Here is a 21,371-nt window from a genome sequence, read left to right on the forward strand (position 1 = left end):
TTATTCCTCCTTTTTTTGACCGTAATAAGCGTTAGCACCATGCTTTCTTAAAAAATGTTTATCTAATAATGTTTGATTCATAGATTCAACTTGTGGATTTAACATGTACGTACGTGATGCCATTTTTGCAACTTCCTCTAGAACTACAGCATTATGAAACGCATTATTAGCATCTTTTCCCCATGCAAACGGCGCATGTGAGTGTACTAAAACACCTGGTATATAATCTTCATTTAACTCCTTAAATGTTTCAATAATGACACTTCCCGTTTCCTTTTCATAGTCTGCTAGAATTTCTGAATCAATCATCGGTCTTGTGCATGGAATTTCTCCATAGAAATAATCAGCCTGTGTAGTACCTAGTGCAGGAATTCCTCTTCCTGCTTGAGCAAAGCTTGTAGCCCAAGGAGAATGAGTATGAACAATTCCCCCTATATTAGGAAAGGCTTTATATAGTTCAATATGGGTAGGAGTATCAGATGAAGGCTTTAAATCCCCTTCTACAACTTGACCATTTAAATCGACAACTACAAGATCTTCTAATTTCAACTCCTCATACTTTACTCCGCTTGGCTTTATTACAATTAATCCTTTTTCTCGATCAATTCCACTTACGTTTCCCCATGTAAACGTAACCATTTTGTATTTGGGTAATTGTAAGTTAGCATCTAAAACTTCCTGCTTTAACTTTTCAAGCATTTTCTCAACTCCTAAAGAGATTATCTACCTTTCATTATACACATGTACGGACATATTTCTAGTTTTTTTTATAATGGAATCAATTTCATCATTCATATCTTAACTCTGACTATTCATAGCGTCGTCAGAGTGGATCTTCAGACTGTGCTGATCCTTTGGGAGTCACTACCTACCGTTTCAATCATGAAGTTAATTCGCAAAAGTTTAGAACATATTTTATAAGAAACGTTCGGTTTTATTCGTTTATAAAGCAATGATGAAATTCACTCAATGATTTAAAAAAACAAAATAAAGGTAGCCATTGAATAAATACGCAGAAATAAAAATACCTTAGAAGCTAGATGCACGGCTGTTTATCCCCAAAACACTCCGCGTCCTGAAGGGCGCTACCTATCAATTTTTTTAAAGGGTTTTGACATCGCCTCCTTAGCCTACTTAAGTTCCCGCTCCTTGTGCCGGCAAACTTATATCATTTACTCAAAATTCAACAGGCCCCCTACTTAGCAAAAGAAGGAAGACCTGTTGGTTGTCTGTGTATTTATTTATTTATTCAAATCGTTTCAAATTTCACTACATGAAATTTTTTAAAAATAGCTTTTGTTCTAGCCCCATTACCTTGTTTTTCAATAGAAGGGTGAAGACTCGAACGTTCTCAACTTCTTTCATCGTGACTACACTTAACTTAATCATCACAGTTTATTTCAAGAACCAGTTTAGTCGAACTTTATGATTCTACCGAGAAAGACCATGTCGTTTCTACTTGATACGTATCTTCCTTTTTTAAAACAATGGAAGGAAAGTTTTGATGATGGATCGCATCTGGGTGTGCTTGCGTCTCTAAACAAATACCTAAATATGGCTTCCCTTCAGTATGTCTAATGGAAACCGAAGAGTCCAGCTGATTAGACGTATAAATAACAACCGCTTTTTGATCCGTTACGACTTGAAGGCAACGCCCACTTTTTTCGTCCTTTAGAAAAATGTCTCCTTTTGATAGAACAAATGGGTGGTCATATCCTCCTCCGGCTAATGTAATTTGTGAGTGATCCGATTGAAACCCTTCCTTAAGAAATTGACCATTAGTAAAATCAAATGGTGTTCCTTCTACATTTTGTATTTCTCCAGTTGGTATAAGATCATTTTTTAAAGGGAGAAAATAAGGGCTGTTCATTTTTAACCAGTGATTCGAAACATCCTCTTTATAATTTCCACTTAAATTAAAATAAGTATGATTGGTCATATTCAATAACGTATCTTGATCACTATTTGCAACATACATTAGCTTTAATTCATTATTTTCTGTTAACTCATATGTAACACTCACATGTAAGTTTCCAGGATATCCTTCCTGACGATCTTCACTTAAATAAGAAAAAGTGATCTTTAACCCATTATCATCATACGAAGCTTTCCATATTTTACTATCAAAACCTGATTGACCACCATGCAAGTGATTCTCACCTTCATTTTTAGGAAGTTTGTAAGTTTGATCATTTAATATGAATTCACTTCCAGCAATTCGTCCAGCTACTCTCCCTATAATCGCACCAAAATATCCAGGATTTTTTCTATACTCATCTAATGAATCATATCCTAGGACTACATTTTCTAATTGACCTTCTCGATCAGGAACGAGAATATCAGTAATTACACAGCCATAATCCAAAAATACAACCTGCATTCCATGATGATTTGTTAACGTATACTTATGAACAAACTCTGATTCTACTTGACCGAATTTCTCTTTTTTTATTGTCATAACGCTACACCCTTCTCACTTTATTAATTAATTTTATTATCTTACATTCATCGTATTATAGTTTTTGTATAAAAGGAAGAGCCTTTTCAAAATTCATAAAAGAAAACAGTGATTGACGTTTTCTTTTTCATCACTAATAATAAAATGGTAGAAGATTAAACGGTTTTTTTCAGAAAAAGGAGTGGAGAAGCTAGTGAATTCTGAAGTTCTAGGATATTTAATCGATTTAGATGGTACCGTTTTTCAAGGGGAAAAATTAATTAGCGGTGCCGCTCAATCTATCCATAAAATGCAAGAACAAGGAAAGAAAATAGTATTCTTAAGTAATCGTGGAAATGTTTCACAGAAACAATGTTTAGAGCAATTAAAGCTGCATAATATTAACGTTGATGAGGAACAAATTCTTTTATCCTCTACTGTAACCGCTCAGTACATAAGAAATTACTACCCACTTGCAAGTGTATGGACTCTTGCCGATCAAGGTTTAAGAGATGAGCTGGCAACTCATAATATTAGGCTTGCCAAGCAACCAGAAGAAGCTGAATTTTTAGTCATATCTTTACATGAACACCTACAATATAGTGATTTGAATTTAGCATTTAAAGCGGTTATGAATGGAGCTAGAATTATCGCAACTAACGCTGATAAAATGTTCCCTAATGAAGAGGGACCGGCCTTTGATGTAGCCGGATTAATTGGAGCCATTGAAGCCACTACAGGAAAAAGTCCTGAAATCATTTTAGGTAAACCATCTGTTTTTATGGCAAAAGCCGCACTGACTCAACTACAATTACCTCCAGAAAAATGTATGATTATTGGAGATAGTCCAGATTCTGATATTCTACTAGGCAATACTCACCAAATGAAAACCGCTCTCGTTTTAACGGGAAATACAAATAAAGAACAAGCTCAGCGCTTAACTGGAATGAGAAAACCTGACTATATTATACATTCAATCGCTGATTGTATGAAGGAGATATGATATATGAATATTAACGCCCTAAATGAGTTAGGAAAGCAAGAAACATCTTTAAATCTTTTTTCTATTCAAATAGAGAAATTAATTATAGACGAGCATGCAGTCGAGATGCTGTTAGACTATGTTTCTAAAAAATCGTATCGCACCATTAAACTCATAACTGATGCAAACATATGGAATTTGTACGGACAAGATTTGGTAAAAAGATTCAATCAAGATCATCTTTTGCCTACTACTATTATTGCTGAAAATAAACAAGGTGATGTCGTAGCAGATGAAAGAGCGATTATGCAAGCTTTACTAGAAACACCTAATGAAGTTGACGTATTCATTGCTTTAGGCTCAGGAACCATTCACGATATTACACGCATAGCAAGCTACAAAATGAAAGTTCCATTCATCTCAGTACCAACAGCTCCTTCTGTAGACGGCTTTAACTCAATGGGTGCTCCGCTCATTATTAATGAGCATAAGGTCACCTATCAAACGCAGGCACCGATTGCTTTATTCGCCCCATTAGCTTGGTTAAAAGATGCACCAAAAGAAATGATCGCCGCTGGCTTCGGTGACATGCTAGGAAAAATCACGTCCCTAGCTGATTGGACATTTGGACATTTGTCAGCAAACGAACCCTATTCCGAGATCGTTGCCAATATGACACGTCATGCATTAAATAGATGTTTGGATAGCCTACCACTTTTAATGAGTCATGATGAAAAAGGAATAAAGATCCTGATGGAAAGCTTAGTTGAATCAGGACTTGCTATGCTTATGTTAGGCCAATCTCACCCTGCTTCTGGTGGAGAGCATCATTTGTCTCATTATTGGGAAATGGATTTTATTAAACAGAATAAAAAGCAAGTTTTGCATGGGACTAAGGTCGCCATTGCAACTTTAGCTATAATAGAATACTATAAAAAAAATATGAATACACTTATTGAAAATGATGAAATGGACGAATCAAGTCAAAAAGAAATAGAGAAACTAATCGCTAAATTCCCTGATCCTAAATTGTTAAAAAGATGGATTGAAGAAATCGGAGGAAAAACGAGCATAGCTGATATCTCAGTATCTCCTAATCTTTTTGAAGAAAGCCTTTCACATGCTCACACGATTCGTAATCGTTACACCATGCTTCGTTATATTAATGAAAATAAAAAGTAACCATAAATAACTATGATTATTTGAAAAGGAAATGATAAGGTATGAGTTCACAGCAATTACTTTTAATAGATGGTTTTAATTTATTAAGTAGAGGTTATTTTGCCACCTCCTACGGAAAAGAAGAATCTCAATTAGCAACAAATAAAGATGGCGAATATATTAATGGAGTACGTGTCTTTTTTCAAAAATTATTTCAGTTAATTAAAAACGAACCCTATACTCATGCCATTATTGCTTGGGATGTTAAAAGAGAGGAATCTATTCGTAGACAATACGCACCTGATTATAAAGGAACACGAGGCGAATTACCCACTCCACTTATTGAGCAATATGAAACTTGTACAAAACTATTAGATAAGCTGCAAATCCACCAATTAACTCTCTCTCCATATGAGGCAGATGATATTATCGGTACGATTTCTTCTCACTGGAGAAATCATTACCAAGCTCCATGTTCTATTTATAGTAATGATCGTGATTTACTACAACTTATTAATGAATCGACGGTCCAGATAATCGCTAAAAAAGCTGGAGAAGTGAAGTATGATTTAGAATCTTTTCAGAATGATTATGCTCTTTCACCATCTCAGTGGGTTGATGTTAAAGCTTTACTTGGTGATAAAAGCGATAATATCCCTGGTTGTGCAGGTGTTGGAGAAAAGTCTGCTTTGCCGTTAATTCAACAATATGAAAATATTGATACACTTTATAAAAACCTTCAAGCGAATACGGTAGATACAACGTTTAAACGCTACTTCAAGAAATTATCCAGTGGATACGAATCGGTTTTATTGAGCAAAAAATTAGCTACGATTATTTGTGATATTCCACATTTAGAGGATTTTAATTTTGAAGATTGTATACTTCCTGTCAATAAAGAGGAGATTGAAAATATATTGGCTAGCTATGGTCTATCCATCAAGTATCAACCTCTTCATTTGATTGCTAACTAAATGGCGTCTAAACGAGTCAACATCAAGTTGCAAATTGCAGCTTCATGTTGACTTTTTTTTGTAATTACATTATAATTCTATATTTGTGTTTGAAAATTAGTTTAAGAGGTGGTTAAATGCTACTAACAAAGCCTTCTTCCTTAGAGGAAAAAATCGAAGATATGGAATTTCAATTTTATAGATTACAAGATAATTTAAAAAAGATTGCCAAGCAGTGGAAAGTATTGGGTTTTGAAGAATATCAGGATCATAAATGGGTAGTTGTATCCGTAGTGGATGATGCAAATGTATGTAAAATCATGCTTAATACTTGTGAGCAATCCTTTCTCGGTCACTGGGATTTTACCATTCAAGCTCAATATCTGAATGATTATACGATTCATATTGGAGATATTATCGGACAACCTAATAAAGGTTTTGGCAGCATATGTATGAGGTATTTAAAAGAATATGCCTCATCAAAGAATATCCAAATAATTGAGGGTGACATTGCAAAGAGAGATTGGGGCCATCTAGATAGACTTACCCATTTTTATAAGAAACATCAATTTCAAATTGAACTTGATAACGAGAACAAACAAGGAAAAATTATTTGTAACCCTCATTTATAACTATAACAAACATTAAAAGGCTAGCTTAACGCTCTTAATCCGTTAAGCTAGCTTCACTTATTTCCTATCTAAACCCTTAAGGAAAAGATAAAGAATCAACCATCGTCCAAAACTCTTCTTCTACTCTTTCACTATCGGCATTAACAGGTATAAACATTTCAAAGGACAAAATGTCTGAACCATAGCTTTTTGCAAAATAATAGGTTTTTACTTCTTCATCCTCCACGAGTAAAGAATATTCTAATCCATCCATTGGTATCTCTACATCCTCTATAAGTTGACCTTCAGCAAACTCAATAATATTGTCTTTAATAAGGTCCATTTCCGCCTCTGGTCCATTAGAAATAATTCTAGTAAATGCCAAACCATCATCTTCTACGTAAATTTGATCTCTTCTTGGCTCTTCAGGAGTAAACACATAATCATTTAACACATAAACTTCATAGCCCGAATCACTTTGTTCATACTGACCAGAATCGGCTTGCTCTTCACTTTGATCTTCGTCTGTAGCCTCTTCCGTATTGTCTGTAGATTCTGAACCATCCTCATTAGACGATTCTTCATTATTATCATTGTCGCCTTCGACTTCTTCTTCTTCAATGGAGTCTTCTTGATCGATCACTTCTGGCTCATCATCCGTATCTATGCCCTGATCATCATTCATTCCTTCTTCGTTTGTTGAACAGCCAGCAATAATAAAGAATGCCGCTACTGTTACACTTAATTTCTTCCAATTCATTATTTGATCCTCCTATGCTGTAATCAACCTTAATAATCTCATCTTACCCTTTCTAGTTTCTCAATGTTCAATCAATAACTGTTCGTTTTATTTAACTTTATCATCCAACTCTTAAATCAACTATAAACTATTCCACTTTTTGGTTATCTTTGGCTTTTTTCTTTTTTCTAAGAGTATATAGGATAGATCCAAAGATAAGAAATAATGGAACTAATACAGGAGATGCGCCTAAAACAAACACGATAATATTTGAGAAAAATGAGATTAATAAATTTATTGTATCATAAAAAAGTTTCTTTGTTCTTTCCATAATGTTTAAAGATTGATTATCTTGAATTGGATCAATACGGACTTTTTCTTCAAACCAGTTTATAGTTACTAATGAATAGTCTATGCGTTGATCCAAGTATTGAATTCGCCCTTCTAATTGCTCAATTTCGGTTTGAGTTTCATCTAAATCTCTGGAAATCGTCAATAAATCCTCTGTATTTTCAGCTTCGTCTAAAAAGTTTAACAATCTTTCTTCTACTACTTTTTTAGAGGAAAGTCGACTATTTAAATCAACATATTCTTCTGTTACATCATTTCCGTTAACATTTTTTTGTATGAGCTTTTGTCCCTCTTTTTCAACATCTAATAAAAAGGCTTGAAATTGATTTTGTGGGATTCTTATACTTAAGCTTCCACTTATCATATCACTGTGTTCATAATAAGAAGCATCTATCAAAAATCCTCCCAATTGTTCAGCCTTTTTAATTAATGCCTCCTCAACCTCTTCATATTGAATGACTTCTAATTCCAAAAAAGCTTCGTATATTACTTTACGATCGGACGTACTGAAATCACTTTCAGATGAGATTTCTATTTCTGCCATTTCTGTACCCGATTCAGTATTTATTATATCTGAATCTGTAGAATCCTCGATTGACATTTCATTTTCTTGTTGTGTGGGTGATGTCTCAAAAGTAGCTGATTGCCTATCTATTGATACTGTATCTTCTGCCGAATCTTCTGTAGATTGCTGACAGCCAATTAATATCCATACCATACAAAATAAAGTAAATAAAAATAATATTTTTTTCATCGTAAAATACCCTCTTTTCGCTCTATTTATTATAGAACGCTGTGATGACAAAAAAGGTTTCTACATGAATAAAAACGTTTTTATATTATGTGAATCAATTTCATCATTCATCTTATAATGAAAACCGAATGATTAGGTTTTTGATTTCCACTATAGGTAGATGCTTTCCCAAGGGCTTGTCTTCAGCTAACTCTGACTATTCATAGCGTCGTCAGAGTGGATCATCTTCAGACTGCTCTGCTCCTTCGGGAGTCCACTACCTACCGTTACAATCAACAAGTGAATTCGGAAACATTCAAGACATTTTTTATAATGAATGGTCTGCTTGAATCACTTAAACCCATTCATCATTTATAACTTTTAATGAGAACGGAGCGATTAGGTTTTTGATTTTCACTTTAGGTAGATGCTTTCCCAAGGGCTTGTCTTCAGCTAACTCTGACTATTCATAGCGTCGTCAGAGTGGATCTTCAGACTGCGCTGATCCTTTGGGAGTCACTACCTACCGTTTCAATCAAGAAGTTAATTCGAAAATGTTTAAAACATATTTTATAAGAAACGTTCGATTTTATTCATTTATAGAGCAATTATGAAATTCACTCATGTATTGTAAAAATTGCAAGGTAAATTTAAAAGACGAACATTTCTATAAAGAAACGTCGTCTTTTGTCTAATACAGTATCATTTATATGATTTCTCTTTTCTAGCTCCTGCTAGTCTGAATATTATAAACTCTTGTCTTCATCCCCTATTATTACTCTGCATAATACATAAGTGCAATAGCACCTGGACCCGTATGTGTACTTATAATAGGAGAAGTTTCTGTAATCAAAACTTGAGGTAAAGTAGCCACTTGCTGTAGTGATTCCTTTAAAGAATTGGCTAATTTTTCAGCATCTATATGAGCAATTGCCACGCTCTTTATAGATTTTCCTTTTTGAATGGTTTCTTGTTCAAACTTCTTTGTAAATAATTGAATCATTTGTAAGTGTGTTCGAACTTTTTCAACAGGCGAATAGACGCCATCAGCAAGAGACGCGATTGGTTTGATTTTTAGAAGTGAACCTAATAAGGCTTTACCTTTTCCGATTCTTCCACCTTTTGCTAAATATTCTAGCGTATCAACCATAATATATAAAGATGAATTGTCTTTAACCACGTTTAAACGCTCTACAATTTCATTTACTGTGTACCCTTGTTTTGCTAGAGTTGCAGCCTCTAGTACTTGAAATCCAAGAGCATGAGAAATAAATCTGGAATTAATCACCGTCACATTAGCATCCACCATATTAGCAGCTAAGGAAGCGGTTTGATAGGTTCCACTCATTCCTTCTGTTAAATGAATGGAAATAATCTCTACATCCTCGCCTTCTTCCTCATATATTCTCGAATAAACTTCTTGAAATACACCAATAGCCGGCTGAGAGCTTTTAGGAAGATCATGAGAAGAAACTAATTTCTTTAAGAACTCTGCTTTTGTTATATCAATTCCATCTAAATAGGATTTCCCTTCGATCGTAATTGAAAGCGGTATCACTTCGATTTTTTCTCGTTCTAATATTTCTTTAGGTAAATCACATGTAGAATCTGTTACAATTCGAATTGTCATCGATTTAACTCCTTACTTTCTATCACTTTTCCATTTTGTTTTACTTTAACTTTGTCATAAAATAATAAACTTTTTTTCATCATAACATAGGTAGAAGCTTGAAAGATAGGGGTTTTTTACGAAGTCACAAAGTCATCAAAGAATATCCACACTAAAAACACAGACATTGGCCACTAGACTATTTTCCTACAACAAAACGTATCTCTTGATAACTAATGTCAGCAGGAAGTAATTCTTTAATAGGCTTTAACTTCTCTATTCCTACTTTTTCAATGGCTTTTTTAATCTGCTGTACCTTTTCCTCTTCTACATATTGTTCTAAGGAAGTAATCTCTTGATTATGAAAGCCTTTTAATAGATGGTTTTGGACCGTTATCTCTGTTAATTGTCGTTCATTCGCAATTTCCTCTATTGTCTTCCCGGCTAAAAATAATTCAACTGAAATTTTGTATCCATTCTTTTTAGTCGCTTTACCCTCTGGTGTTGAACGTTTTTTCATTACGTTATCATCTTTTTTTATTTGTTGTAATTGCTCTAAAAAAATCGGCCCATAATCACGTAGCTTCTGCATTCCTACTCCGGAAATATTCATTAGTTCTTCTTCCGTCACTGGAATGGTTCGTGCCATTTCCTTTAATGTCTTATCAGAAAAAATATAATATGGTGGGAGTTGCTTTTCTTTTGCCAGCTGTCTTCTTTTCTCTTTTAAGATTAAGAAAATATCATCATCCTCGGAAACACTCTCAATATTTTCGCGAATACGTTGTTCAATTTTTTGCTGTCCCTTTAATACATAAAGAGCTTTATTCGTTAATTCCAAAACCGGATAACTACTATTCGTCGGCTTTAAAAATTGCTCAGCTATTAAATAATCGATAAAAGAAGTCGTTTCTTTTAATGACCATGAGTTCAGTAAGCCATATGTGGAGACATCATCTAAATTCCACTGTTTGACTTTTTGATTACTAGAACCTACGACAACTTGGGCAATCATCGTCTTACCATATCTTTCTCTTAGCCTTTTAATCGTAGATAAGATGATTTGTGCCTCTTTTGTCCGGTCGATCAGTTGCCCTTGCGTTTTACAGTTGTAGCACTTTCCACATGGCTTAGATGAACTCTCTCCAAAGTACCGAAGAATATATTCGCTTAAGCAAGCATCTGTATGACAATAACCAATCATTTTCTGTAAATTTTCATATTCTTGGGCTTGTCTATCCGGATCTTGATTTGACTGCTCGATTAAGTATTGCTGCGTCCGGATATCTTGAGGAGAAAAAAGCAAAATACATTCACTTTCTTCTCCATCACGCCCCGCTCTTCCCGCTTCTTGATAATAAGCTTCGATTGTTCTTGGTAGTTGGTAATGGATAATAAAACGAACATTTGATTTATTAATCCCCATCCCGAAAGCATTGGTAGCAATCATAATAGATGCCTCATCGAATAAAAATTTCTCCTGATTCATCTGTCTTTCAGCTTCACTCAAACCGCCATGATAATAGGTTACAGATAACCCTTCTTTTTTTAATTGATGATACAGCATCTCTACATCCTTTCTAGTAGTAGAGTAAAGGATACCTGAGGAATGACGGTTTGCTTTTAAATACTTTAATACATAGGAAACTCTTTCAACATTTTTTAATACCGTTAACGTTAAATTAGAACGTGCATAGCCTGTTGAAACAAGCTGGTCGTCATCTAAATATAAATGACTCATTAAATCATTCTTTACTTTATTCGTCGCAGTAGCCGTTAAGGCAAGTATTGTCGGTTTTTCCTTTAATTGTTGAATCCAATCAGGAATTTTCCGATAACTTGGTCTAAAGTCATGTCCCCACTGAGATAAGCAATGAGCCTCGTCAATTGCAACAAGTGAGATATTTAAACGTTTCGTAATATCGATAAATTTAGCTTGTGCAAGCCGCTCAGGAGCAACATAAACCAATTTATAAAATTGTCTTTTCAACCCGTGCAATCGTTCTTTTTCTTCCGTTGATGTTAACGTACTATTAATATAAGTAGCTTCTATGCCTAAATGTTTTAAAGAATCTACTTGATCTTTCATTAATGAAATAAGTGGTGTAACAACAACGGTTACACCATCTAATATTAAGGCAGGAATTTGATAACAAAGAGATTTTCCACTTCCGGTTGGCATAATCGCTAATGAGCTCTGTTTATTTAAAATCTGATAGATTAGCCGCTCCTGACCTTCTCGGAACTTTTGATATCCATATATAATGTTTAACTTTTCCTGTGCTAATTCCATCATTTCATCGATTTTCACGTTTTGATCACGTTCCTTACCATTCTTATTCGTTTAAGGCGTTGATCGGTATGGAAATGAACCGATCGTCTTCCTCCTCTGGTGAACCTCTACCATCACGATTATTCGTGATAAAAAATAAAAGGTCGTCCTTAATATATACATCTCTTATCCTACCATAATCATGCACAACTTGTTCAAGGTCTTGATTATGAACATGATAACGGAACACACCCTCCCCTCTTAAACCAGCGAAATATAAATAATCTCCTAAGACAGCTGCACCTGATGGCGCCCACGTATCGTCTCCTGAATGAATGAGAGGATTGACCATTCCATCCATCTCTTCATCTCCTACTATTTCAGGCCAGCCATAATTGCTTTGAGATTCGATTTCATTTATTTCATCATGAGCCGTTGGACCATGCTCTGTACTAAATAATTGTAGTTCTTGACCCCAAGCCAGGCCTTGAGGATTTCGGTGACCAAAACTGTAAATATAAGAGCTCTCAGTAGGGTTATCTGGGGGTACAGATCCATCTAACTCTACTCTTAAAATAGAACCAGCAAGTTGACTTTTATCCTGTGAATATTCAGGGACATTGGCATCTCCTGTTGTTACATAAAGCTTTTCGTCATGACCAATCTTTAATCGTCCGCCATTATGAATCGGGTCTCCAGGTATTAGCTCTACTAAATGGTTTTGTTCTCTCCAAACTTGTTCCTGCTGATCCCATTTTACTTTTGCCACTTTATTATAGATCGCTCCGTCTTCTAATTGATATGTATAATAGATATACCCTTCTTCATTTTCTTCAAATTGAGGGTCTAAAACAAAACCAAGTAAGCCGGCTTCCCCTTCTGTGAACAGATCATAAAGTAAATGTAATTCCTGTCTCTCTATCATGTTATCCTCAATACGAACGATAGCTCCGTTTCTTTCAGTTAAGTAAAAGACATTTTCATATTCTGCTATTGCCCAAGGGATTTCTAACCCTTCTGCAAGAATATTAACATCCTCTTCCTCAACATTTTCAATGACATCCGCATCTGCCTCTAAACTATTCTCATTCTCTACGGTATTTTCGTTAACTCCACAGCCTGTTAATACCATTAATACTATTATGAAATAAACGATTTTCATATCAGTACTCCATCCTCTCTATTAAAACTCTACTCTTTCCTTACCCTTTCTTACTAGCTTCTATGATTCTTTTTTGATTTTTTTTACGAATCGCCTCTAATATAGTACAATCAATGGTATAATTCATTTCGATTAACTATTTGGAGGATAATGATTCATGATAACTGTAACAAATGTAGGATTACAATATGGAGATCGTAAATTATTTGAAGAAGTAAACATTAAATTCACCCCAGGCAACTGTTACGGGTTAATAGGGGCAAATGGAGCAGGAAAATCAACTTTTCTAAAGGTATTGTCAGGTGAAATTGAGCCTCAATCTGGTGACGTCTCATTAAAAGCAGGCCAGCGCTTAACCGTTTTAAAACAAAATCATTTTGAATATGAAGAGCAGGTAGTTCTTGATACGGTTATTATGGGACATGCTAGACTATACGACGTCAGACAAGAAAAAGATGCTATATACATGAAAGAAGAAATGACAGATGAGGACGGCTTGAAGGCAGCAGAGCTTGAAGGAGAGTTTGCTGAACTGAATGGCTGGGAAGCAGAGTCTGAAGCAGCGATTTTATTAAAGGGACTAGGAATTGGTGAAAGCTTACATGAGAAAAAAATGGCTGATTTATCTGGCTCAGAAAAAGTAAAAGTTCTTTTAGCACAAGCTTTATTCGGGGATCCAGACGTATTACTTTTAGATGAGCCTACCAACCATTTAGACCTTAAAGCCATTCAATGGTTAGAAGAGTTTCTAATGAACTTTGAAAATACAGTCATAGTTGTATCACATGACAGGCACTTTTTAAACAAAGTTTGTACACATATTGCTGATTTAGACTTTGGTAAAATCCAAATATATGTTGGTAATTATGATTTCTGGTATGAGTCAAGTCAATTAGCATTAAGAATGGCTCAAGATGCGAATAAGAAAAAAGAAGAGAAAATTAAGGAATTACAAAACTTTATTGCTCGATTTAGTGCAAATGCTTCTAAATCAAAGCAAGCAACTTCACGAAAGAAATTATTAGATAAAATAGACCTTGATGATATTAAGCCTTCTTCAAGAAAATACCCTTACGTACACTTTTCTCCTGAGCGAGAAATTGGAAACGATGTTCTTAGGGTAGAAAATTTATCGAAAACGATAGACGGAGTCAAGGTGTTAAACAATATTAGCTTTGTTTTGAACAAAGAGGATAAAATTGCACTTTTAGGTTCTAACGAAATAGCCAAAACAACCTTGTTTAAAATACTTGCTGGTGAATTAGAGCCAGATGAAGGAACATACAAATGGGGTATAACTACTTCACAAGCTTATTTTCCTAAGGATAACTCTGCTTTCTTTGAGGAATCTTCATTGAATCTTGTCGATTGGTTAAGACAATTTTCTCCAAAGGATGATAGTGATACCTTTTTAAGAGGATTTTTAGGAAGAATGTTATTCTCAGGCGATGAAGTAAAGAAAAAAGCTTCCGTCCTTTCTGGTGGTGAGAAGGTAAGATGTATGCTATCTAAAATGATGCTAAGCGGAGCCAATGTATTACTTTTAGATGAGCCTACCAACCACTTGGACCTTGAATCGATTACAGCTGTAAATAATGGACTGATTCAATTTAAAGGCGCTCTTATTTTCTCATCTCATGACCATCAATTTAATGAGACGGTCGCAAATCGATTAATTGAATTAACAGAGGATGGGTTAATCGATAAAGAAATGAGCTATAACGAATACTTGGAAACTAAATAAAACCATAAAAAACAGAACTAAACTTTCAAGCTTACGTTCTGTTTTTTTTCATCTTATTTTTCCAACTAGCTTTTTTTAATCGTTCCTTTAAAACAAGTGCCATAATGACCAAACAGGCTAAAACCACTAAAGTGAGTATTAATTGTTCAACAAAAGAGGTCCAATCATTGATCGTTCTGCCATAATAAAATCCTAAAAAGAAATAGATTGACATCCATACTAATGCTGAACTAAAGCTTATGAAAAAGAAGTTTATGTATTTGTACTTACTAAGTCCGATCGCAAAAGGAACGGCATGTCTAACAAAGGGAAAAAAATAGCTGAAAGCGGCTGTTTTTAATCCGTATTTTTCTAAGAGTTCATTTCCCTTCTGTGCTTTCTTTCTCCATTTCTGTTTTGAAGATGCAATATGATTCATGTTAAGGCTGGTTTTGTGACCGAGGAAATACAAAAAGCTACCATGAAAAATAATCGCTAGAAATATCGTAATAAAGGCTGTTAAAGGGGTTAAAAAGCTATACGTAGCAAGATACCCGCCTGCCATAAGTAACACTTCATTTGGAACAGGGAAAATAAACAAACCAATAGCGAAAAGCAAAAAAAAGGCGATGTAACCATATTCTCTAATGTACATATATATGGTTGATAATTCCATAATCGCTCTCCCATCATTTAAAATCAATATCTTTTTCATATTCTTCTCTAATACTATTTTACAAAAAAAACAAAAAAAGAGATAGTATTTGCTATCTCTTTATCGGTTAGTTTTGAAAATATTCTTTATAATAGCCACCTATTTTTCCCGTGTTATCTATTACAAAATAAAATTCCTCTGTTTCATTTTTTAACTCGTAACTTTTTCCTTCAGTTAAAGAACCACTTACTTTATACTTTTTAGCATTTGTATGTATACATGTAACGCTTCGAATTGTTTTTGTATTTTCCCATTGGTGATGAATCATCTGCCATCTCGCCCTTCTCTCTTTTTAATCTACATATTTCTTTTATCTATTTTAACAAACTTTTCTCATAAGCTCCAACACTATCCTTTAGAGAAGGTCTGGTTGGCATATTTATAAAAGAAAAAATTGTTTCAAACAAAAAGCAGCTTCTCTATTATAGAAAAGCTGCTCTGCTATTAACCTTCTAATAAAAGTGATTCTGGATCTTCTAACAATTCTTTGACTTTAACAAGGAAACTAACTGCTTCTTTACCATCTACAATACGATGATCGTAGGATAAAGCAATATACATCATTGGACGGTTTTCAAAATTTTCTTGGTCGATTGCAACTGGTCTCCACTGAATTTTATGCATTCCAAGAATTCCAACTTGTGGCGCATTTAAAATTGGTGTCGACATTAATGAACCGAATGTACCTCCGTTTGTTATGGTAAAGCTTCCACCTTGTAAATCATTCAAAGTTAATTTATTATCACGAGCTTTTCTTCCGAGCTCTCCAATTCCTTTTTCAATTCCCGCAAAGCTAAGCTTATCTGCGTCGCGGACTACTGGTACAACTAGACCATTATCAGTCGAAACTGCAATACCAATATCATAGTACTGCTTCATTAAAATTTCGTCTCCTTGAATTTCAGCGTTAAGAAGAGGAAATTCTTTTAATGCTCCAATTACTGCTTTAGTAAAGAAGGACATAAAACCTAATTTTACTCCATTCTTATCTAAGAAAGCATCTTTACGACGTTTACGAACATCCATAACAGCTGTCATATCTACTTCGTTAAAAGTTGTAAGCATTGCTGCTGTTTGTTGTGCTTCAACAAGACGCTTAGCAATCGTTTGACGACGACGTGTCATTTTAATACGTTCTACTGGTTTCCCGTCGTTCGAAGCAGGAGCTGATTTTGGAGTTGATGTCTTCTGTTCTGTGTTAGAAGCCTTCGGTTGATTTTGGTAACTTTCAACATCTTGTTTACGAACACGACCAGTTGGGTCATTCGTAGAAATATCTTTTAAGTCAATTCCTTTTTCTCTAGCTAATTTACGAGCTGCTGGAGAAGCTAATGGACGTTCATCTGAAGAAGTAGACTCTTCGGACTTTTGCTCTTCTTTAGCTTCTGGCTTACTCTCTGTTTTTTCAACTTTATCTTCTTTTTCTTCTTCTTTACTGCTAGATTCAGAGCTTCCTTCTGTACCTTCATTATCGATTACAGCTATTACTTCTCCTACTTCGACTGTATCACCAGGTTCTTTTTTTAGTTCTTTAATAACACCAGAGTGCTCTGCTGTAATTTCTAAGTTTACTTTATCTGTTTCTAATTCTGCGATGTAGTCTCCTTGATTGACAAATTCGCCGACTTCTTTTAACCATTGAGCAATAGTTCCTTCTGTAATTGATTCTGCTAGTTCAGGTACTTTAATTTCGATCACGACTTATGGCCTCCTTAGTTTTTGCGAGTCAAAGATTCTGTAATAATACGCTCTTGTTCTGTTCTATGAGCGATCGGACTTCCCTCAGCTGGACTTGAACGGAATGTTCTTCCTATATAACTAAGGTTGACTTTATCTGGTGTAATATCACGAATTCGTGATTCCATAAACGGCCAAGCGCCCATATTCTTTGGCTCTTCTTGAACCCAAATTACCTCTTTCAAGTTTTTGAAACGTGCAAATAATTCACGGATAGGTCGCTTAGGAAATGGATATAATTCTTCCACTCTGGCAATATGTAGCCAGTCCCAATCCTTCTCTTCACTTTTTTCCATTTTTTCAGTGATATCAATAGATATTTTACCACTACATAAAATAATTCTTTCTACCTTTGTTACTTTTGTGCCCAATCCTTTCTGTTCAAGGACAGGAAGGAACTCACCCTCAGTGAATTCATCAGCAACCGATGTCGCATAAGGGTTTCTTAATAAACTCTTTGGAGTCATGATAATAAGAGGACGAACAGAATCCTTTTTTAGGATGGCTGCTTGACGTCTTAAAATATGGAAATATTGAGCAGGTGTAGTACAGTTGGCAATCGTCCAGTTGTTCTCTGCACCTAGAACTAAAAATCTTTCTACTCGCCCACTAGAGTGTTCAGGACCTTGACCTTCATGACCATGTGGAAGTAAAATAACAAGCCCTGATTTTTGGCCCCATTTAGCTCTTCCCGCTGATATCCATTGGTCAAACATTACCTGAGCTCCGTTCGCAAAATCTCCGAATTGAGCCTCCCAGAGAACAAGCGTTTCAGGAGATTGAACATTATACCCATATTCAAAGCCAACCACAGCTGCTTCAGATAATGGACTGTTATAAACAGCAAATGAAGCATCAGCACTTTTAAACTCTTTTAATGGAGTATATAGTTTATCAGAATCTTTGTCATGTAGGACGAGATGGCGCTGTACAAACGTCCCACGTTCAGAATCTTGCCCGGATAAACGAATTGGTGTGCCATCAGCTAAAATGGACGCAAATGCAAGCACCTCTCCATGAGCCCAATCAACCTTACCGCCTTCATCAAAGCTTGAAAGACGCCTTTGTAAGATTTTACCGATTTTATCATGAGCTTTAAAATCAGAAGGCCATTCTAATAGCTCTTCATTATATTTTGTTAAGTTGTCTAGTTCAACAGCTGTTTTTACTTTTGGTAATCCGTTTACAATAAAATCTGGTTGAGATATTTCAATACTATTATGCGCTTTATTCTCAGCCACTTGGTCATATTCGCTACGTAAATGCTCTAAGATTTCTTTGTCTAATTGATCGCCGAAGCCTTTTTCAACCACTCCAGAACTCTCTAAAAAGTCCGCATAAATTTTTCGAGCTGTTGGGTGTTTTTTTATAATAGTATAGGTTTCAGGCTGAGTCATGGAAGGATCATCTGTTTCGTTATGACCTAATCTTCTATAACCAATTAAATCAATTAAGAAATCCTTTTTAAAACGTTTTCGGTATTGAAACGCTAAATGAATAGCTGCCATACAGGCCTCTGCATCATCCGCATTGACATGCAGAATTGGAATTTCAAATCCTTTAGCTGGATCACTTGCATAAGTTGTTGATCTTGAGTCATAGGTCTCAGTAGTAAAGCCGATGTTATTGTTCGCAATAATGTGAAGTGAACCACCTACTTGATACCCTGTTAAACGACTTAAATTTAATGTCTCGGTTACGATTCCTTGCCCAGGGAAAGCTGCATCACCGTGTATTAAAACGGAATATGCCTTTAATATTTCTTGCTCAGGATCACCTTTTGATGTTCTAACTTCTTGCGCTGCTCTTGCATAGCCTTCAACAATAGGACTAACGAACTCAAGATGTGATGGATTGTTAGCAAGAGTAACCGTTGCTTCCACTGTATTTTCTTCTTTTATTTGACGGTCTGCTCCTAAATGATATTTAACATCACCCGTCCAGCCATTAATTCCAGTTGAGCTTTCGGACGATGTATCTTTTTTAGGTGCATGTAAAAATTCAGAGAAAATCATACGATATGGTTTACCCAACGTATGGGTTAAAACATTTAATCGACCTCGGTGCGCCATACCAATCATAATATTTTCAGTTCCCTCGTGAACAGACTCACGTACGGCTTCATCTAGCATTGGCACAAGTGTATCTAAACCTTCTATAGAAAATCGTTTTTGTCCGACAAAAGTACGATGTATAAATTTTTCAAATCCTTCAACCGCCGTTAACCTTTTTAATAAATTAACTCTGGCAGTTTTTGATAGATTCGGTAAATACATACCAGACTCTACCATTTTATATAACCATTTTCTCTCTTCTTCATCCTGAACATGCCCAAATTCAAAAGCAGCACTTTGAGTATAAACTTGCTTTAAGTATTCAATCGCTTCGAAACCGTTTTTAATATGCTCTGGCGCTTCAGGAATTAGCATTTCTACAGGCACTTGTCTTAAATCCTCTTCCGTTAAATCAAAACGACTTAACGTGATTAAATCTCCGTTCGTTCTTTCTTTTAAAATTGGATGAACATCAGCAGCTAAATGCCCTTTTGTTCGGATTGTATCGGCTAAATTAACAGCACTTACAACCTTCTTCATCATGTCCGTCCCTGCAGAAACATTTACCACTGGAACTTCTGCTGCGCTGAACCTTTCTTTCTCATCATCAGACGTAGGCGGAGGACCTAACGTATCGAAGAGTTCTCTTAAATCTTCATCGACCGCGTATGGGTCTTTCGTATACTCCTCATATAGTTCAATCGCAACGCCAAGGTTTGGACCATGGAATCTTTTCCATGACTCGGCTGATTTGTTCTCCTTGCTGGACATGTGACAAAAACCTCCTAGTTACTTTTAAGTCAAATCTTCAGAAGTTGCTAATATAACGCTTTCATTCCTATTTTATCATGTTTCCGTTTTTTGCTCAAAGGTTATATGTTCAAATTCGTCGATTTGTGAAACGATTTTTTGAATGAATGATTTAAGTTACACAATATTGATGGAACATTATTCGTCTCATTAAAAGTTTAAATCTTTTTATTCTGAAAATCTAGTGATTTGTCATAAAATATTCTTATTTTTATAACTTTTTTTAAGAATCGAGGTCATTTATAAAAAGAACTAATACTATTTTCATAAAAATAGATAATTACACATAAACAAACGTTGTTATTTTTATAAAATTACATTATTTTTTTAAAATATTCTAAATAATTATGATACTACTTTCGATGCGTTTATTTTAATACTTTTCAGTCCATTCGATATTACAAAAAGGAAACTAAGTTCTTTCAAATATGATTATGTTTAGTAATTAACCTCTCTTTTTCAAATCATTTGTTCATTTACCATTCGTTCTTTTCAATTTTTCCGTTTTAATGGATAAATGTCTTTCAATTTCAGTGTTGTTTCATTTCTTGTCTTATATTTTTTTAACTATGATTCTTGTCATTTCATCAAAAATTAACGAATTCGCCATATTTCATACTTATTTTTAAATGTGTTATTTTCATATTATTCTTTGTGTTTTATAATGAAACAAGATTATAAGAAAGGTGTCGACAAAATGATGAAATGGAAACGTTACATCATTCTGTTCTTTTTCATTACCTTATTGCTTTTTATTATTGTTTTACGTATTGCGCCGACTGAAAAATGGCAAGAATTTAAAATGAAATCTTCTATTAGTCAGCATGAAATACCTGAAGAATATATTGATTTATATCAAGAGGCGGCAAACGAATATCATATACCTTGGGAGCTTCTTGCCTCGGTTCACCGAGTTGAAACTATTTTTTCAACTATGGATCCCCTTGTTAGCCCAGTAGGTGCATTAGGACACTTTCAATTTATGCCTAGAACTTGGGTTGGCTGGACTTATCCAGGAGGAGATTTAGGCGAAATCGATGAAGATGTCGATATAACGGACCTTACACTTATTGAAGAGCATGGAGGATATGGTGTAGATGGAAACGGTGATGGTATTGCAGATCCATTTGATATTGTAGATGCTGCCTATTCAGCAGCTAAATATTTATCAAAATATGGTGCATCTGAAGGGAATTATGAAGAAGCTTTATTTGCCTATAATAAAAGTGATGATTATGTAGAAGAAGTAATGATGTATTTTAATACCTATCAAGAAAATTATGAAACATTCACTCTTCAAGAGTAAAAAAACAGACCTTTTA

At 34.9% G+C, this 21,371-nt stretch carries 17 protein-coding genes; 6 read left to right on the forward strand and 11 right to left on the reverse strand.

The window, feature by feature from the left end; genetic code table 11:
* Complete coding sequence (gene araD, locus AZF04_RS00480) at window positions 1–699, reverse strand: L-ribulose-5-phosphate 4-epimerase (RefSeq protein ID WP_061947104.1); 699 nt, start codon at window positions 697–699, stop codon at window positions 1–3.
* 724 nt (window positions 700–1,423) lie between these two features.
* Window positions 1,424–2,458, reverse strand: a complete 1,035-nt coding sequence (locus AZF04_RS00485; RefSeq protein ID WP_061947105.1) for an aldose epimerase family protein — start codon at window positions 2,456–2,458, stop codon at window positions 1,424–1,426.
* A gap of 193 nt (window positions 2,459–2,651) precedes the next feature.
* Here AZF04_RS00485 and AZF04_RS00490 point away from each other — a divergent pair, with 193 nt between their 5' ends.
* The 4 genes from AZF04_RS00490 (at window position 2,652) to AZF04_RS00505 (ending at window position 6,165) form a co-directional block, all read left to right on the forward strand.
* Entirely contained in the window at window positions 2,652–3,440 is a 789-nt protein-coding gene (locus AZF04_RS00490; RefSeq protein WP_061947106.1) for an HAD-IIA family hydrolase, read from the forward strand.
* Between the two features lie 3 nt (window positions 3,441–3,443).
* A complete protein-coding gene (locus AZF04_RS00495) occupies window positions 3,444–4,601 on the forward strand; it encodes a sn-glycerol-1-phosphate dehydrogenase (protein WP_061947107.1) in 1,158 nt (385 codons plus the stop codon).
* Between the two features lie 41 nt (window positions 4,602–4,642).
* Window positions 4,643–5,554 carry a 5'-3' exonuclease gene (locus AZF04_RS00500; RefSeq protein WP_061947108.1) on the forward strand — a complete coding sequence of 304 codons (912 nt, stop codon included), beginning with the start codon at window positions 4,643–4,645 and terminating at the stop codon, window positions 5,552–5,554.
* Window positions 5,555–5,670: 116 nt separating this feature from the next.
* Window positions 5,671–6,165 carry a hypothetical protein gene (locus AZF04_RS00505; protein WP_061947109.1) on the forward strand — a complete coding sequence of 165 codons (495 nt, stop codon included), beginning with the start codon at window positions 5,671–5,673 and terminating at the stop codon, window positions 6,163–6,165.
* Between the two features lie 76 nt (window positions 6,166–6,241).
* Here the strand turns inward: AZF04_RS00505 and AZF04_RS00510 are convergent, their stop codons facing one another.
* The 5 genes from AZF04_RS00510 to AZF04_RS00530 form a co-directional block, all read right to left on the reverse strand.
* A complete protein-coding gene (locus AZF04_RS00510; RefSeq protein WP_061947110.1) occupies window positions 6,242–6,904 on the reverse strand; it encodes a hypothetical protein in 663 nt (220 codons plus the stop codon).
* A 127-nt stretch (window positions 6,905–7,031) separates the two neighbouring features.
* A complete protein-coding gene (locus tag AZF04_RS00515) occupies window positions 7,032–7,988 on the reverse strand; it encodes a DUF4349 domain-containing protein (protein WP_061947111.1) in 957 nt (318 codons plus the stop codon).
* Window positions 7,989–8,742: 754 nt separating this feature from the next.
* Complete coding sequence (locus AZF04_RS00520) at window positions 8,743–9,597, reverse strand: DegV family protein (protein WP_061947112.1); 855 nt, start codon at window positions 9,595–9,597, stop codon at window positions 8,743–8,745.
* A 178-nt stretch (window positions 9,598–9,775) separates the two neighbouring features.
* Entirely contained in the window at window positions 9,776–11,887 is a 2,112-nt protein-coding gene (gene recQ, locus AZF04_RS00525) for a DNA helicase RecQ (RefSeq protein ID WP_235599893.1), read from the reverse strand.
* 25 nt (window positions 11,888–11,912) lie between these two features.
* A complete protein-coding gene (locus AZF04_RS00530) occupies window positions 11,913–13,010 on the reverse strand; it encodes a PQQ-dependent sugar dehydrogenase (RefSeq protein ID WP_061947113.1) in 1,098 nt (365 codons plus the stop codon).
* A 157-nt stretch (window positions 13,011–13,167) separates the two neighbouring features.
* Here AZF04_RS00530 and AZF04_RS00535 point away from each other — a divergent pair, with 157 nt between their 5' ends.
* Window positions 13,168–14,754 carry an ABC-F family ATP-binding cassette domain-containing protein gene (locus tag AZF04_RS00535; RefSeq protein ID WP_061947114.1) on the forward strand — a complete coding sequence of 529 codons (1,587 nt, stop codon included), beginning with the start codon at window positions 13,168–13,170 and terminating at the stop codon, window positions 14,752–14,754.
* Window positions 14,755–14,785: 31 nt separating this feature from the next.
* Here AZF04_RS00535 and AZF04_RS00540 read toward each other — a convergent pair whose 3' ends face one another.
* The 4 genes from AZF04_RS00540 to AZF04_RS00555 all read right to left on the reverse strand — a co-directional run bounded on the left by AZF04_RS00540 (window position 14,786) and on the right by AZF04_RS00555 (window position 20,010).
* The gene (locus tag AZF04_RS00540) at window positions 14,786–15,448 is read right to left on the reverse strand and encodes a DedA family protein (RefSeq protein WP_235599894.1); all 663 of its coding nucleotides are present in this window, start codon (window positions 15,446–15,448) and stop codon (window positions 14,786–14,788) included.
* A 67-nt stretch (window positions 15,449–15,515) separates the two neighbouring features.
* A complete protein-coding gene (locus AZF04_RS00545; protein WP_045481687.1) occupies window positions 15,516–15,716 on the reverse strand; it encodes a DUF6501 family protein in 201 nt (66 codons plus the stop codon).
* A 176-nt stretch (window positions 15,717–15,892) separates the two neighbouring features.
* Window positions 15,893–17,146 (reverse strand): 2-oxoglutarate dehydrogenase complex dihydrolipoyllysine-residue succinyltransferase, encoded by a 1,254-nt coding sequence (odhB, locus tag AZF04_RS00550; protein WP_061947116.1) that lies wholly within the window; start codon window positions 17,144–17,146, stop codon window positions 15,893–15,895.
* A 14-nt stretch (window positions 17,147–17,160) separates the two neighbouring features.
* Window positions 17,161–20,010: a 2-oxoglutarate dehydrogenase E1 component gene (locus AZF04_RS00555; RefSeq protein ID WP_061947117.1), complete on the reverse strand. Its 2,850-nt coding sequence runs from the start codon at window positions 20,008–20,010 to the stop codon at window positions 17,161–17,163.
* A 736-nt stretch (window positions 20,011–20,746) separates the two neighbouring features.
* Here AZF04_RS00555 and AZF04_RS00560 point away from each other — a divergent pair.
* Window positions 20,747–21,355, forward strand: a complete 609-nt coding sequence (locus AZF04_RS00560; protein ID WP_061947118.1) for a lytic transglycosylase domain-containing protein — start codon at window positions 20,747–20,749, stop codon at window positions 21,353–21,355.
* The last annotated feature ends 16 nt before the right edge of the window (window positions 21,356–21,371 follow it).

This window comes from Alkalihalobacillus trypoxylicola (genome assembly GCF_001590785.1).
Lineage (GTDB): Bacteria > Bacillota > Bacilli > Bacillales > Bacillaceae_D > Alkalihalobacillus > Alkalihalobacillus trypoxylicola.